This is a genomic window from Lactococcus taiwanensis, from assembly GCF_017068355.1.
In the GTDB taxonomy this organism is placed as follows: Bacteria; Bacillota; Bacilli; order Lactobacillales; family Streptococcaceae; genus Lactococcus; species Lactococcus taiwanensis.
In genome coordinates this window covers 1,197,649-1,211,638 of the sequence record NZ_CP070872.1, presented here as the reverse complement: position 1 = coordinate 1,211,638, position 13,990 = coordinate 1,197,649, and the positions used below count along the sequence as shown (strand labels likewise).

The following is a 13,990-nucleotide window of genomic DNA, read 5'->3' as shown; positions in this document are numbered from 1 at the left end:
TTTATTTTATGCTAAGCATGCCGAGTTCAGGAGCGTCAGGTTGCTTTCTAAGTTAAACATAAGTGTTCGAAGGCTTTATAAACGCTCCCTATTTTTGAATGATAGTACTTTTTTAAATACAACTTCAATAAGGATGATGGTGATAATTTTAAAATGTTATAATATATTGTAGTAATAGGTATAGTTTTCGCCAAATGAATTAATTAAGAAAAACAATGAGGAATTAAATCATATAATGGAATTACGTGTATTAAGATATTTTTGGACAGTTGCAACGGTTGGTACGGTTTCTGCGGCGGCGGAAAAGTTATTCATAACTCAACCCACCCTGTCACGTCAGATTAAAGATTTAGAATTAGAACTTGATACGCAACTTTTTATTCGAGATGGAAAACATTTAGTACTTACTGAGGATGGACAGTTTTTAAAAATTAAAGCTGAAGAAATCTTACAATTGGCGAGCAATACGGAAAGAGTATTTAGTGATCGTAAAAAAGAGGAATTAACGGGTCATTTAACAATTGGTGCTCTAGAAGGGCTAACCACAGTAAAAATTGCTCAAACTCTGCAAAATTTGACTAATATTTACCCTAACTTTACTTTTACCATTCTTTCGGGTAACGCTGATGATATCAAGTATAAACTAGACAATGGTCTTGTTGACATTGCATTTTTAATAGAGCCCGCTTCAACAGAAAAGTACAATGTGGAACGCCTTGATGTTGTGGAACAATGGGTTTTACTCACGCATGAAGACTCAGAACTCGCAGAGTTAGAGTATATTACTCCTGAAATTCTGAGAAAACAGCGTCTAATTATCTCAGAACGTTCAGAAGTGAGAGAATACTTTGCAGATTGGATGGGGTGTAAGGTGACTGACTTGAATATTGTAGGTGGTTTTAATCTTGGCTTTCATATTTTTGAAATGTCTCGTGCAGGCATAGGTGAAGTAGTCGTAACTGAAGGAGCGCTCATTCGTAATTATCCTGATTTAAAAACTATTCCACTAAGACCAGAAGTATATACACACTCGTTATTAGTATGGAAAAAGAACATACCATTAACTCCAGCCACAAAAGCTTTTATCAAGGAATATTTAAAAGAAGAGTAGCTCTTATGCTTAAAAAGCATATACACTATTTTAAAAGGCATTTCACAGAGAAATGCTTTTTTTTTATAATAATTTTATAAATAAAAAATGAAACGAGGAAAGAATGAAAGATAAAAAAATTTGGTATTGTACTCTTTATTATTCTCTTTAGCTATTTCTTAATTTTGATGGATAATAGTATTATCTTTACCGGAACGGTAAAAATTGCTTCAGAGTTGCATTTAAATGAATCAGAACTCTCTTGGGTCTCTAATGCCTATACAATCACTTTTGGTGGCTTCCTACTATTGGCGGGGCGCTTGGGAGATTTTATTGGTAGAAAGAGAATTTTCCTTGCTGGTTTAGTTATTTTTGGTTTGAGTTCTCTTGCAGTAGGTCTGTCACAAAATCCAATGCAAATTATTAGTTTTCGTGCAATTCAAGGAGTAGGATCAGCAATCCTTGCTCCAACTTCTTTAGCAATTTTGATGGATAATTATCAAGGAGATATGCGCATGAAGGCAATTTCCTATTATGGGGCAACAGCTGGGATTGGTTCATCAGTTGGTCTTCTCCTTGGTGGATGGTTAACAAGTACTTTCAGTTGGCGTATGGGTTTTTTAATTAATGTACCTTTTACGATATTCTTAATTATCCTGACTGTATTTAAAATTTTCGATAAAAATGAGCCACAAACTACTAAAATTGATTTTCTAGGTGCGTTTTTCTCAGTCATATTCGCTTTGCTTTTCGTTTACGGTATAACAGTAAGTAACATGTTATTGATTATTTTATCTGCTTTAATCCTTGTACTCTTTATTGTTTGGGAACATTCTCAAACCTCTCCAATTATGCCCTTGGCTTTATTTACAAATCGTATTCGTTCGGGAGCCTATATTGCACGGTTTACGTTTATGATGGCAATGTTAACTTATTGGTTCATTCTCCCGCAAATCATGCAAAATCATTATGGTTTTACCCCTTTGCAAGCAGGTATGGGCTTCTTACCACTGACAATTGTTAATTTTATTGCGGCTCTTTATCTACCACGTCTGACTGTGAAACTTGGTAATAACAAAGTTATGGTTCTTGGACAAGGGATTTTACTTGCAGGGATGTTGCTTTCGGCAATTATTGATCCAAGAAATGGTTATTTACTTACAATCGGTTTACCTATGATTCTTGTGGGAATTGGACAAGGTTGGTTGTTGGCACCTTTGACGTCTGCAGGTGTTGAGGGGGTGCCGTCAGAACTGTCGGGAGCAGCAAGTGGTATGACAAATACGGTACATCAAATTGGCGGGCCTGTAGGACTTTCAATTGTTGTTCTCTTCACATCAAATGTATTAGGGAACTGGTTATCTTATTACCACATGGTAATGGGGTTTGTTGTTGCATTTAATGCTTTGGGCTTAGGAGTATTATTGTTTACTAATTTAGGAAGGAAAAAATAAAATGGAAGATGCAAAAAAAATTATTATCCTTTATAAGGATTTAAATGATTGGATGGTCAGTAAACAGACAGCACGATTAGGTCGACTTTTTACAGAAGAGGCCTATTTGAAACATATGACAGGTTACATCCAACCAATTACAGAGTGGTTGGAGCAGATTGATTCTGGTGAGATAAAGTATTTTGAATCAACAGAAGAAAATGTTAAAGTATTGGAAATAAATAATCACTCAGCAAAGTTACTTGGTAAAAACCAGGTAAAAGCTCAAGTTTGGGGAAGTATGTGGTCGGGTGGACTTCAACAAATTTATCACTTCGTAAAAATAAATGATGTTTGGAGAATTACAGGTTCAGAAGCCAGTAGTTATTAAAAAAAGAAAGAAGAGAAAAAATTATGAAAGCAGCTTATTTTGTTAAACCTGGGAAAATGGAAGTTCGCGAATTTGAATCTCCCACTATTGAAAAGACAACGGACGCAATTATTCGAATTGTTCGTGCTTGTGTTTGTGGTTCTGATCTTTGGTGGTATCGGGGGATTTCTGCACGTCCATCAGGCGTTGTCGGACATGAGGCGATTGGTGTGATAGAAGAAGTTGGAGCGGAGGTTAAAAACTTCAAAACTGGTGATTTTGTCATTGTACCTTTCACTCATGGTTGTGGAACGTGCAAAGTTTGTCTTGCAGGATTTGAAGCAAATTGCCCAAATGCAACGGAAGGAGTTAATGGTGGATATCAAGGTGAAATTTATCGTGCAATTAATGCAGATGGTGCTCTTGTTAAAATTCCAGGACAACCTTCAGACTATACTGATGAACAATTAGATTCTCTTACAACTCTTGCAGATGTGATGCCAACAGGATATCATGCTGCATTTAGTGCGAATGTAAAAGAGGGAGATATCGTTGTTGTATTTGGTGATGGAGCAGTTGGACTTTGTGCTATAATTGCAGCAAAATTACGTGGAGCTTCACAAATTATTGCTATGTCACGTCATGAGAAAAATGCGACACTTGCTCGTGAATTTGGAGCAACAGCTGTTTTAGCAGAACGGGGGAAGGAAGCTATTGAGAAGCTCTTAGAACTAACAGGTGGTGTCGGGGTCGATGTAGCTCTTGAGTGTGTTGGGACAAAAGAATCAATTGAGTCTGCCTTTCAAGTTGTTCGTGCGGGAGGTCATATTGGTCGTGTTGGTGTCCCTCATGATGTAGTTTATAATGAATGGATTGATTCACTCTTCTGGAAAAATATCACACTTGGAGGGGGTGTTGCTTCTGTTACTACACATGACAAAGCTTTATTATTGGATAAGGTGTTGGATGGTAGTATCAATCCAGGTAAAGTTTTTACAGCAGAATTTAGTTTAGATGAGATTCAAGCTGCATACGAAGCGATGGACAAACGTACAGCAATTAAATCACTATTAAAGATTGGAGGATAAAATGGCAAATGTCTTAATTATTGGAGCAACTGGTTCACTTGGACGCGAACTTCGAAAAGAATTAAAAACGACGAATCATAAACTAACACTCTTTTCTCGGTCTGTTGGACGTTTGCAAAACTTGACCTCCAATGAGCTAGCTATAGAAGGCTCAGTGATGAATCCGATTGACTTAGTAAATATTTTAGATGGACAAGATATTGTTTTTGCGGCACTATCTGGTAATTTAACAAAAATGGCTGAAGATTTGACTGCAGCAATGGAAGAATCTAGTGTTAGACGTTTGATTTTTATCAGCTCGATGGGTATTTATGATGAAATACCAGCTTCTGTTGGAGTTGAAGGCAATTTAAGAAATAATCCTGCCCTGAAAGATTATCGGAAAGCAGCAGATATTATAGAAAAATCACAACTTGACTACACGATTATACGTCCGGGTTGGTTTGACAACGGGACAAATAATTATGAAATTACGTATAAGGGAGAGGAATTTGGTGGGCATGATGTCTCTCGTGGAGCGATTGCGAAGCTAATTCATCAGATGATCGATAATCCAAATCTATACGTAAATGAAAGTATCGGTATTAATCGACCAGAATAAAAGTTTAGTGATATGATTATTCTTCTAATTGATAGGGTTTTAGACTAGCAAAATGATGAGAATAATTTCAAATAAAAAAACTGTATATACAAGAATATACAGTTTTTTATATATGATAGGCCGAGTGCAAGAAGATGAAATATACAAAAATAGTTATTAATTTAATATTGTAAAGAAAGGTATTTTGATGAGCACAAAAATTTTATTACTTGACTTAAAGTTAACTTCAAGTATTATAATAGATTTATACATCTACAGCTTTATATAATCAGAAAAATATTATTCTAATAACCTTTCTAAGGAATAGTATTTGATAAACAAACAATAGGAGGAAAATAGACATGATAAAAGACAAAGTTGTTATTATTACAGGAGCTTCTTCTGGGATAGGAGAAGCAACAGCTAAGCTACTCGTCGAACAAGGGGCAAAAGTTGTATTAGGGGCACGTCGGGAAGAACGATTGAAAGTACTTGCTGATAAGCTGGGTAACAATGTTTCCTATAAAAAAACAGATGTTTCGAAGTTTGATGAGGTAAAAGCACTAGTTGATTATGCATTGGACACCCATGGACGTATAGATGTGCTGTATAATAATGCTGGGATTATGCCACAAGGTTATCTTCGTGAAGGTAATTTAAAAAGCTATCAAGAAATGATTGATATCAATGTTATGGGCGTTCTTAACGGAATAACTGCTGTTTTACCCATTATGCGTGAACAAAAAGATGGATTAATTATCTCAACTGACTCAGTAGCTGGGCACGTTGTTTACCCAGCTTCAGCCGTTTACAATGGAACGAAATTTATGGTAAGAGCAATTATGGAAGGATTACGACAAGAGGAAAGAGAATCTGGTATTCGCTCCACTATTGTTAGTCCAGGTGCCGTATCAACAGAGCTTATTAGTACTGTAGGTAACAATGACATCGAAAAAGGGTTGACAGATCTATTCGATGGTTCTACAGAAAGTGGTTTGACTCTTTTACCTATTGATGTTGCGAATGCAGTACTTTATGCTATTAATCAACCAAAGCATGTAACCATATCTGAAGTACTAATTCGTCCTTCTAATCAAAGTGTATAGAGAGAAGAGAGGACAAGATATGGATTATAGGACTTTCTTAGAACACGTACAAGCTGGAAAAACGCTTGAATCGGGAACCGAGGTATTCACTTATATGTCTAATATTTCTACCCAAGCTCAACGTATTTGTGCAGAGATTAATAGTAAATATTATGAACATGGTGAACTTATCTCTTTACTTTCCGAACTCACAGGACAAGAAATTGATCAATCAGTAAGAGTTTTTCCTCCATTTTCTTCTGATTTTGGAAGGAATTTACATATAGCCAAGGATGTATTCATAAATGCTGGTGTAAGAATTCAGGACACTGGAGGGGTATGGATAGATGAAGGGGCGCTTGTTGGACATAATGTTGTTCTTGCAACTTTAAATCATGAACTTGAACCGAGTAGACGTCAGAATTTAATACCCGCTCCTATTCATATTGGGAAAAATGTCTGGATTGGTTCTAACGCAACTGTTCTTCAGGGAGTTACCGTGGGCGAAAACTCAGTGATTGCTGCAGGGGCAGTTGTAACAAAAGATGTGCCAGCTAACTCTATTGTTGGAGGAGTTCCTGCAAAATTTATAAAGAATATCTAATTCTTTTTATAATGTTATGGACTACTAACGGATGTTGTTGATGGATAACACATATCTAGAAGAAAAAAGACTAAGTATTTAAAACTACTTGGTTTTTCATTTACTATAACTTATCATTGAGAGTCTGCTTTTCTCTAACAGCTTCTATATTATTAATAGTAAAAAACAATTACTTCCCAAGATATAGTGGCTATCCATCTTATCATTAATAACCATAATTTCATGAATCCAAAAGCTTCATAGAGTTTTGTTATGTTTAAGGGAGAAGAAATATACTGTACTTACCTAAAATTTTTCATAAAATACTCCTTAGCATCTGCCTAGCAGGTGCTATTTTTTCTTTAGAAATAAATAATTCATTTATTGGTTCAGTTGTATTATTTTGAGTTCATATATTTCTTTGATAGAATGAGTGATATAACGTTATGTTTTTTTTAAGTTTATGCTAGTCTACTCTAAACTACCTTCTACTCTATTTAGCACATTTTACTATCGGAGAAAAAAGTCCTCATCAATCTAATTATAGAAAAGGAGTCTCATTTGAAAAAGAAAAGTATGTTATTTCTAGGAACAATTCTTGCCTCTGTGACAGTTGGAAGCATAAGTGTAGGGGCTGATCAAACTGATAATGCGATTAACCAATCTGGACGTAAAGTTGACTTAGTAGCTCCTCAAAAAGCTGGTAAATCTGAAGCTGAGAGTACTCTTTCTCCCATAGACAATGATTCTTATCAGAATAAAGGAAAAGGCTTTTATACAGTGAATTCATATGAAAATGGCAGCTCATATAGTTCACAAGTGAGTGACGATGAATATGTGCTCCTTGGCGTTACAAATTATGATCAGTATGCAGAGGGGGCACCTAGCGGTTGCGAAGGAGCATCGCTTCTTCAAGCTCTTCAATATAAGGGGAAATTAAAGGATTGGGGCTTAGTTCAGTTTTTAAATACAATCATTAAATCCCCTGATGAAAATCCTAATACTGGTTTTGGTGGAAGTCCCTTTGTAGAAGATCCTAATGTCTATTCAGCAATTTATCCTGATCCATTAACAACTTGGGGACAGAGATATGGTAATGTTCAAAATATTTCTGGAAGCTCCATGAATGATTTAATCAACGAAGTAGCAGAAGGCAATCCCGTAGTTGCCTGGGTTACCATTAACTTTCAGCCCGTACGCTGGGGTGATTGGCCTTTTGGTGCAGCCGTAAACAACAATCACGCTGTGACATTAGACGGTTTTGATAAAACTAATAACCAAGTCCATGTCTCTGATCCAATTAGTGGCTCATATTGGTTAAGTCGCTCAACGTTTGAAACAATCTATAATGCACGAAAATATGCAGTTGTTGTGAAATAAAAAAATATGATAAATAAAAAAAACCTGTCGAATCGTGTGTGAAATCAGGGTGTATTTTTTGCTTTCGGTTTGAAGCTAAAACTAAAATAACACAATTTTTATGATTTAACAATCCATCTCTCACAGAAAGCATTTTTTGCGGATTTCGCTTATTCATAAATGAAAACTGGTTTAAACTTAGGACAGATACTGCTTTAAATATATGAAAAAATAGATTTTTTCCTTATTCTATAAAATCTAGGCATTTTTTATGTTATCGAGAATTAGACTTCTTTGAGCTTGGCGAATTCCTCTTGGAATAAACTTTCTTATTTCATCATCCTTATAGCCGATAATCAACCTTTTTTCATCTACTACTACAGGTTTACGCATTAAAGTAGGATAGATATCAAAAAGATCAAAAGTTTCTTGGAGGGTAAGTGTGTTGAAGTCAATTTATAGAGCTTTATAAGTTTTTCCTTGTTTAGCAATAAGATCATCAACTCCATTTTCTGTCAAAGAAAGGATATGTAAAAAATCCATCCTTGTAATATGATCCTTTTTTAAATGGATTTCCTCAAAAGGAAGTTGATTATTTAATAACCATGCTTTAGCCTTTCGACATGTTGAAGAAGAACCAGTGTAATAAAATTTAATCATCTTACCTCTCCTTTTAATCCTTTTATTATTTTATTTTAATCTAATTATAGCATTAAGTTGAAAAAATTCAAACTTTTTGCTCTATTTTATATTATCCTCGTTAAAAAATGGTTTATTCTTAATATCCTCATAACTGCTCCCATAATTTTATTGGACGGCCTCAAAGCTATAAAAGCCAACAAGGTCAACGTGTGTGCGTCACTGAAGTGGTAGTTGATACCTTCCAACTCCTTGAAAGTCGTCAAAATTCTGAAAATAATCAAGCTCCTGCAGCAACTCAACCCAATAATAAAAGCAACGTACCTGGCGATTCACACGATCCATTCGTAGGTAGTGAACCATTGAATATTAATGATGATGATTTACCATTTTAACTACTAGAAAACCCTACAAGTGATGGCTTGCAGGGGGCTTTTTTATATTGTGACAATTTTTCTAATGTGTTCATGTATTTCTTCAATAGGTTTGTCTTGGCCGTTCATCAACCATCTACGCCATACTGCATATACACCCGTTGCAACAAAGGTAATGAAATACTCATCATTTGTATCTTTATAAAAATTCTCGATTTCTTCAATATATATTTGACGGATTATTGGCTCGTAACCTTGGCCCTCAGAAAGAAATAGATCCGTTTTGAATTCTTCAAAAAATTTTAACTGATTTTCTATTTTAGATTTGGCAGAAACATCTTTGCGAATAATTTCGAAACTTTTCGCAATTTTGGGTTGATAGTATTGATAAATAACTTCATCAATGGAATCATAATTACGATAAAATGCCATGCGACTGACACCAGCTCTCTTACAAACGCTAGAAATTGTGAGTTGATCGACTCTTTTAGGTTTTTCAGTGGTCTTTCGAATGCCTAAAAGCTGTAAAGTTGCGGTTGTAATAAAATTTTTTGTATCATTTTTAGCTATTTGAGAATAGTTCGTCGCTGCCATTACACTTCTCCTTATTGTGTCACACAAGTACTTTAATAAGTTGTATTCTTAGTAATTCTATTGTACAATACCTTTACATCAGTTTTAAGTGTAACATATGTAGATTGTAATGAAGAAAGGAAAGTACGTAAATGAATAAAAATAAGAAAACAATTTTGGTAACCGGAGGTTCTGGATATATTGCTATGTTTATCATGATTGCTTTATTGAAAAAAGGCTATCGAGTACGGGCGACATTGCGGACGATGTCTCGACAAGAAGAAGTGAAAAAAATGATGGCACAAGGCGGAATTTCAGATTTTACAGATTTAGATTTTGTCCAAACTGATTTGACAAAAGAAGAAGGATGGAGTCAAGCCATGACTGGTGTTGATTCTGTGATTCATGTGGCTTCACCAACACCTTTGCAACGTCCTGACGCTGATGATTTAATGGTGAAAATGGCTGTAAATGGAGTGAAGTTTGTGATGAAAGCAGCCAAGGAAGCAGGAGTTAAACGAGTGGTTTTGACCTCAGCATCGGGAACTGTTATAGCGGGGCATAAGCATCATCCAGAAATCTTCACAGAGAAAGATTGGACAAATCTTGACGCTCCAATTAATGCCTACCAACGTTCTAAAACGATGGCGGAAATGGAGTTTTGGAAACTTGCAGAAGCTTATGGTATTGAAGGAGCATCGGTTTTACCTACAGCTGTTATGGGTCCAATTCTTGGAAATGATTTTTCACATTCTAGTGCGGCTATAAAAAATATGTTTGAAGGTAAAATGCCCAGACTTTTAAATTTAGCATTTGATTATGTTGACGTTCGTGATGTTGCTGATTTACATTTGCTAGCTCTTGAAAAAAATGAAGCGATTGGTCAGCGTTTCATTGCAACTTCAGGCCAAAATATTACTTACAAAAAGCAAGCTGAGTTTTTGAAAAAGGAATTTGGTACAAAAGCTAAAAAAGTATCTACTCATGTAATTCCCGACTTTTTAGTCAAAATTTTAGCTCGATTTGATAAAAGTTTGGCGATGCCAGCTACATTTTTGGGGCAAAACACAGCTTGTTCAAATGAAAAATCAGTTAAACTTTTAGGCTGGAAACCACGTTCAGGAGAAGTAGCTATCATTCAAACAGCTCAAACTATGTTGGAATTAGGAGTCATTAAAGGTAATTAAGAAAAAATTTACATAGATTCACACGATCCATTCGCAGGTAATGAATCATTGAATATTAATGATGATGATTTACCATTTTAACTACTAGAAAACCCCACAAGTAATGGCTTGCAGGGTGCTTTTTTGTTATAATAGTAGAGTAGAAGTTTAAATAGACGGTGGCTCTGAAAGGTGGTGAGGCTTATGTATGTAAGTTCAAAATCCAATAGAAAGGAGCCTTCTTATTGATGGATGTAGCCATGTTAGTCATCGCAGCTTGCGGTTTTCTAATTACTCTGCTTACATTTATCGTTTTGTTGATTGAAAAAATCGCAAAAAAATAAGAACCGTCTAACTTTGGCTGAGTGAACGGTTCTTAGAACATAATTCTGCCACCGACTTTTAATCGGCTACATTAGGACTTGTATCGAGTAAGTCCTTTTTCTTTACAACCATTATACCACATAATTGTCGTTATTTAAACACCAAATGTCTGAAAAAACACCTTGTTTTTACCATTTTGTTCCTTTCATGTCGGTAGGATAACTGATAAAATAGTTCTATCAGCTGATGATTAACTTTGAAACGGAGCGTAACAATGACAAAAACGGTTCTGTTGCAAAGTTTTAAATAAAGAATAAAATCCCTTACGGTATCTATGATTTAAGCTGGGATTCCCAATAATACCTTGATTTCAGTACAGACCGAAAACCCGAAGAGAGTGCCTTCTTTTCGGGTTTTCTTATATAATCCTCGGATGGCTTCCATGCCTTTAATCGTGGTAGAGGCAGTGCGTAAACTTCGATAGAATTTATTGCGTCTCTTTACTGGACGATGGTCTTGTTCAATCAAATTATTCAGGTATTTAATGGTACGATGTTCTGCCCCTTGATAAAAGCCGTATTCTTTTAGTTTCTTAAAGGCACTTGTAATAGAGGGGGCTTTATCTGTGACTACAACCTTCGGTTCATCAAACTGCTTCACTAACCGCTTAAGAAAAGCATAGGCTGCTTGTGTGTCCCGTTTTTTACGTAACCAAATATCTAAGGTTAAACCATCTGCATCGATGGCTCGATACAAATAATGCCATTTTCCTTTAATGTTGATGTACGTTTCATCCATTTTCCACGAATAAAAGGACTGTCTATTTTTCTTTTTCCAGATTTGATAGATCAGCTTACCATATTCTTGAATCCAACGGTAAATTGTTGTGTGAGAAACGTTAATGCCACAATCATATAACATCTCTTGAACATCACGATAACTCAAATTATAGCGAAGATAATACCCAACAGAGATAATAATCACGTCTTTTTGGAATTGTTTGCCCTTAAAATGATTCATCTGTTGTCCTCGCATTCTTTTTTATTACAATTTTACAATAAATCAGGTGTTATGGGGAACTTTGCAACAGAACCATCTAGAGCATTGTTAAATTATGATGAAGGCGATATTAAAAGCGTTCACTATGGAGATATATTGATTAAATATCCAGCCATTCTAAATATTAAAAAAGGAACAAGAAATGGAGATTGACATAAAAAGAGTACCGCCACTTTGTTTTATGTTATTTTTATTTTTTAATAAATATTAGAAGTTTCAAGTAATAGAAGTTCTATTTATAACCGTTTATCGATAAAAGGCCTATTTTTATCGATTTTTCAGTAAAAACATTGTGAATATTGGTGCAAAAAGGCGTATCATTTTTAAAAAATTTTAAAGTACGTTAAAATAAATATAGAAAGTGAGGAGAAATAAATGACAGAACCCGTTTTAAGAGATCCGAGAAAATTATTTTATAATGATCGTTTTGAAAAACAAGATCAAGATACTCCTGCTCTCCAAACAAACATGCCATCACGACCAGATTGCGGCGAAGAAAGTTATGTTGGAAGTAAAAAAATGGAGAATCGCAGAGTATTGATTACTGGAGCAGACTCAGGAATTGGACGTGCAGCTGCCATCGCATTTGCTCGTGAAGGTGCAGATGTGGCTTTCCAATACTTACCAGGTGAAGAAAAAGATGCAAAGGAAGTTGCTGAACTGATAGAAGCAGCTGGAAGAAAAGCCGTATTACTTCCCTATGATTTGAGGGATGAACAGGCACCAAAAGAAATCGTTGCAAAAGCAGTCGCAGAATTAAATGGATTAGATACATTAGTTCTTAACTCAGCACAACAAATTTCCCAAGAATCGATTGAAACTTTACCTATTCAACAAGTAAAAGATACATTTACCATAAATATTATTTCGATGTTTGCGATTGTCCAAGAAGCAGTCAGTCATCTGCCTGCCGGTAGCAGTATTATTACGACGACTTCGGTACAAGCATTTAATCCTAGTGATAATTTAATGGATTATGCAGCTACAAAAGCAGCTATTGCAAACTTTACGGTTAGCTTAGCCACCCAATTAGCTAAAAAAGGTATCCGTGTCAATGGAGTAGCACCAGGACCAATCTGGACACCGCTTCAGTTGGATCAAGGACAGCCTGAAGAAAAATTACCAGATTTTGGACAACAATCATTATTAGAAAGAGCTGGACAACCAGTTGAACTGGCACCAGTATATGTCTTCTTAGCTTCAAATGATGCAAGCTATGTTACTGCTCAAATTTATGGTGTAACGGGTGGCGAGCCGATCAATCTTTAACACCAGTATTTAATAATGGTTTTATTAAGAGAAAGCTAATTCTCTTTGTTGGTAGTTACTAGACTGATTCAAAAGTATACGAACAACAGACTAATAATCAGAGTACTTCGAATCAGTTGCAATATATTGAAGGAGGGGTTCTGTTGCAAAGTTTCAATACTGAGTACAAAAGTCCCGTTCTGATACTTTGACTATGCTGGTATACCCATCAAAACTTTAATTTCAGTAGATGCCGAAAAGCCGAAGAGCGTTCCATTTCTTCGTTTCTTTTTGTATATGCCTCTCAATGCTTCTATGCCCTTAATCGTAGTTGATGCAGTACGAAGACTTTGATAAAGTTTATTTCGACGTTTAACAGGTCTATGATCTTGCTCAATTAAGTTATTGAGATACTTGACTGTCCGGTGCTCAGTTTCGCTGTATAGCCCCTGCTTTTGTAACTTCCTAAAAGCACTAGCAATTGATGGTGCTTTATCTGTCACGATAACTTTCGGTTCCACAAACTGCTTGTATAGTCGTTTAAAGAAAGCATAAGCAGACTGAGTATTTCTTATTTAGTCTTAGCCAAATATCCAGTGTCATGCCTTCTGAGTCGATTGCACGATAGAGATAATGCCACTTCCCTTTAATTTTAATATAAGTTTCATCCATTTTCCACGAATAAAAGGACTGTCTATTTTTCTTTTTCCAGATTTGATAGATCAGCTTACCATATTCTTGAATCCAACGGTAAATTGTTGTGTGAGAAACGTTAATGCCACAATCATATAACATCTCTTGAACATCACGATAACTCAAATTATAGCGAAGATAATACCCAACAGAGATAATAATCACGTCTTTTTGGAATTGTTTGCCCTTAAAATGATTCATCTGTTGTCCTCGCATTCTTTTTTATTACATTTTACAATAAATCAGGTGTTATGGGGAACTTTGCAACAGAACCTACCATTTTAACTACTAGAACACCCTACAAGTAATGGCTTGCAGGGTGTTTT

14 protein-coding genes and 2 pseudogenes are annotated in these 13,990 nt (G+C 35.5%); 12 read left to right on the top strand and 4 right to left on the bottom strand.

Annotated features, from left to right (window positions below; genetic code table 11):
* Nucleotides 1-235: 235 nt before the first annotated feature.
* The 8 genes and pseudogenes from JW886_RS06000 to JW886_RS05965 form a co-directional block, all read left to right on the top strand.
* Complete coding sequence (locus tag JW886_RS06000) at nucleotides 236-1,111, top strand: LysR family transcriptional regulator (protein WP_205871569.1); 876 nt, start codon at nucleotides 236-238, stop codon at nucleotides 1,109-1,111.
* Between the two features lie 167 nt (nucleotides 1,112-1,278).
* A complete protein-coding gene (locus JW886_RS05995) occupies nucleotides 1,279-2,544 on the top strand; it encodes an MFS transporter (RefSeq protein WP_205871568.1) in 1,266 nt (421 codons plus the stop codon).
* Nucleotide 2,545: 1 nt separating this feature from the next.
* Nucleotides 2,546-2,914 carry a nuclear transport factor 2 family protein gene (locus JW886_RS05990; protein WP_205871567.1) on the top strand — a complete coding sequence of 123 codons (369 nt, stop codon included), beginning with the start codon at nucleotides 2,546-2,548 and terminating at the stop codon, nucleotides 2,912-2,914.
* Nucleotides 2,915-2,937: 23 nt separating this feature from the next.
* Nucleotides 2,938-3,981, top strand: coding sequence for a zinc-dependent alcohol dehydrogenase family protein (locus JW886_RS05985; RefSeq protein ID WP_205871566.1), 1,044 nt, complete (start codon nucleotides 2,938-2,940; stop codon nucleotides 3,979-3,981).
* A 1-nt stretch (nucleotide 3,982) separates the two neighbouring features.
* Nucleotides 3,983-4,582 carry an NAD(P)H-binding protein gene (locus JW886_RS05980; protein ID WP_205871565.1) on the top strand — a complete coding sequence of 200 codons (600 nt, stop codon included), beginning with the start codon at nucleotides 3,983-3,985 and terminating at the stop codon, nucleotides 4,580-4,582.
* A gap of 335 nt (nucleotides 4,583-4,917) precedes the next feature.
* A complete protein-coding gene (locus JW886_RS05975) occupies nucleotides 4,918-5,667 on the top strand; it encodes an SDR family oxidoreductase (RefSeq protein WP_196756724.1) in 750 nt (249 codons plus the stop codon).
* 19 nt (nucleotides 5,668-5,686) lie between these two features.
* On the top strand, nucleotides 5,687-6,250 hold the full coding sequence (locus JW886_RS05970) for a DapH/DapD/GlmU-related protein (RefSeq protein ID WP_075525670.1): 564 nt from the start codon (nucleotides 5,687-5,689) through the stop codon (nucleotides 6,248-6,250).
* 807 nt (nucleotides 6,251-7,057) lie between these two features.
* A pseudogene (locus JW886_RS05965) lies at nucleotides 7,058-7,609 on the top strand (C39 family peptidase); the annotation flags it as partial.
* A 237-nt stretch (nucleotides 7,610-7,846) separates the two neighbouring features.
* Here JW886_RS05965 and JW886_RS09940 read toward each other — a convergent pair.
* Nucleotides 7,847-8,248: pseudogene (locus JW886_RS09940) on the bottom strand (Spx/MgsR family RNA polymerase-binding regulatory protein).
* A 191-nt stretch (nucleotides 8,249-8,439) separates the two neighbouring features.
* Between JW886_RS09940 and JW886_RS05950 the strand changes: the two are divergent.
* A complete protein-coding gene (locus tag JW886_RS05950; protein ID WP_205871563.1) occupies nucleotides 8,440-8,622 on the top strand; it encodes a single stranded DNA-binding domain-containing protein in 183 nt (60 codons plus the stop codon).
* Nucleotides 8,623-8,664: 42 nt separating this feature from the next.
* Here the strand turns inward: JW886_RS05950 and JW886_RS05945 are convergent, their stop codons facing one another.
* On the bottom strand, nucleotides 8,665-9,195 hold the full coding sequence (locus tag JW886_RS05945) for a TetR/AcrR family transcriptional regulator (RefSeq protein ID WP_205871562.1): 531 nt from the start codon (nucleotides 9,193-9,195) through the stop codon (nucleotides 8,665-8,667).
* A 131-nt stretch (nucleotides 9,196-9,326) separates the two neighbouring features.
* Between JW886_RS05945 and JW886_RS05940 the strand changes: the two genes are divergently transcribed.
* Complete coding sequence (locus JW886_RS05940) at nucleotides 9,327-10,361, top strand: NAD-dependent epimerase/dehydratase family protein (RefSeq protein ID WP_205871561.1); 1,035 nt, start codon at nucleotides 9,327-9,329, stop codon at nucleotides 10,359-10,361.
* Nucleotides 10,362-10,588: 227 nt separating this feature from the next.
* Nucleotides 10,589-10,684 (top strand): putative holin-like toxin, encoded by a 96-nt coding sequence (locus tag JW886_RS09950; protein WP_420844218.1) that lies wholly within the window; start codon nucleotides 10,589-10,591, stop codon nucleotides 10,682-10,684.
* Between the two features lie 319 nt (nucleotides 10,685-11,003).
* Here the strand turns inward: JW886_RS09950 and JW886_RS05935 are convergent, their stop codons facing one another.
* Entirely contained in the window at nucleotides 11,004-11,684 is a 681-nt protein-coding gene (locus JW886_RS05935; protein ID WP_205871560.1) for an IS6 family transposase, read from the bottom strand.
* Between the two features lie 414 nt (nucleotides 11,685-12,098).
* Between JW886_RS05935 and JW886_RS05930 the strand changes: the two genes are divergently transcribed.
* Entirely contained in the window at nucleotides 12,099-12,992 is an 894-nt protein-coding gene (locus JW886_RS05930; RefSeq protein ID WP_200407807.1) for an SDR family oxidoreductase, read from the top strand.
* Between the two features lie 191 nt (nucleotides 12,993-13,183).
* Here the strand turns inward: JW886_RS05930 and JW886_RS05925 are convergent.
* A protein-coding gene (locus JW886_RS05925; protein WP_205871559.1) for an IS6 family transposase occupies nucleotides 13,184-13,865 on the bottom strand; the annotation gives its coding sequence in 2 pieces (ribosomal slippage) (nucleotides 13,184-13,543 and nucleotides 13,545-13,865; 681 coding nt in all).
* Between the last annotated feature and the right edge of the window lie 125 nt (nucleotides 13,866-13,990).

What these genes read in the sequence shown, in the direction of transcription:
- JW886_RS06000 (WP_205871569.1), top strand. Translation starts at nt 236, where the DNA reads ATGGAATTACGTGTATTAAGATATTTTTGGACAGTTGCAACGGTTGGT.
- JW886_RS05995 (WP_205871568.1), top strand. Translation starts at nt 1,279, where the DNA reads ATGGATAATAGTATTATCTTTACCGGAACGGTAAAAATTGCTTCAGAG.
- JW886_RS05990 (WP_205871567.1), top strand. Translation starts at nt 2,546, where the DNA reads ATGGAAGATGCAAAAAAAATTATTATCCTTTATAAGGATTTAAATGAT.
- JW886_RS05985 (WP_205871566.1), top strand. Translation starts at nt 2,938, where the DNA reads ATGAAAGCAGCTTATTTTGTTAAACCTGGGAAAATGGAAGTTCGCGAA.
- JW886_RS05980 (WP_205871565.1), top strand. Translation starts at nt 3,983, where the DNA reads ATGGCAAATGTCTTAATTATTGGAGCAACTGGTTCACTTGGACGCGAA.
- JW886_RS05970 (WP_075525670.1), top strand. Translation starts at nt 5,687, where the DNA reads ATGGATTATAGGACTTTCTTAGAACACGTACAAGCTGGAAAAACGCTT.
- JW886_RS05945 (WP_205871562.1), bottom strand. Translation starts at nt 9,195, where the DNA reads ATGGCAGCGACGAACTATTCTCAAATAGCTAAAAATGATACAAAAAAT.
- JW886_RS05940 (WP_205871561.1), top strand. Translation starts at nt 9,327, where the DNA reads ATGAATAAAAATAAGAAAACAATTTTGGTAACCGGAGGTTCTGGATAT.
- JW886_RS09950 (WP_420844218.1), top strand. Translation starts at nt 10,589, where the DNA reads ATGGATGTAGCCATGTTAGTCATCGCAGCTTGCGGTTTTCTAATTACT.
- JW886_RS05935 (WP_205871560.1), bottom strand. Translation starts at nt 11,684, where the DNA reads ATGAATCATTTTAAGGGCAAACAATTCCAAAAAGACGTGATTATTATC.
- JW886_RS05930 (WP_200407807.1), top strand. Translation starts at nt 12,099, where the DNA reads ATGACAGAACCCGTTTTAAGAGATCCGAGAAAATTATTTTATAATGAT.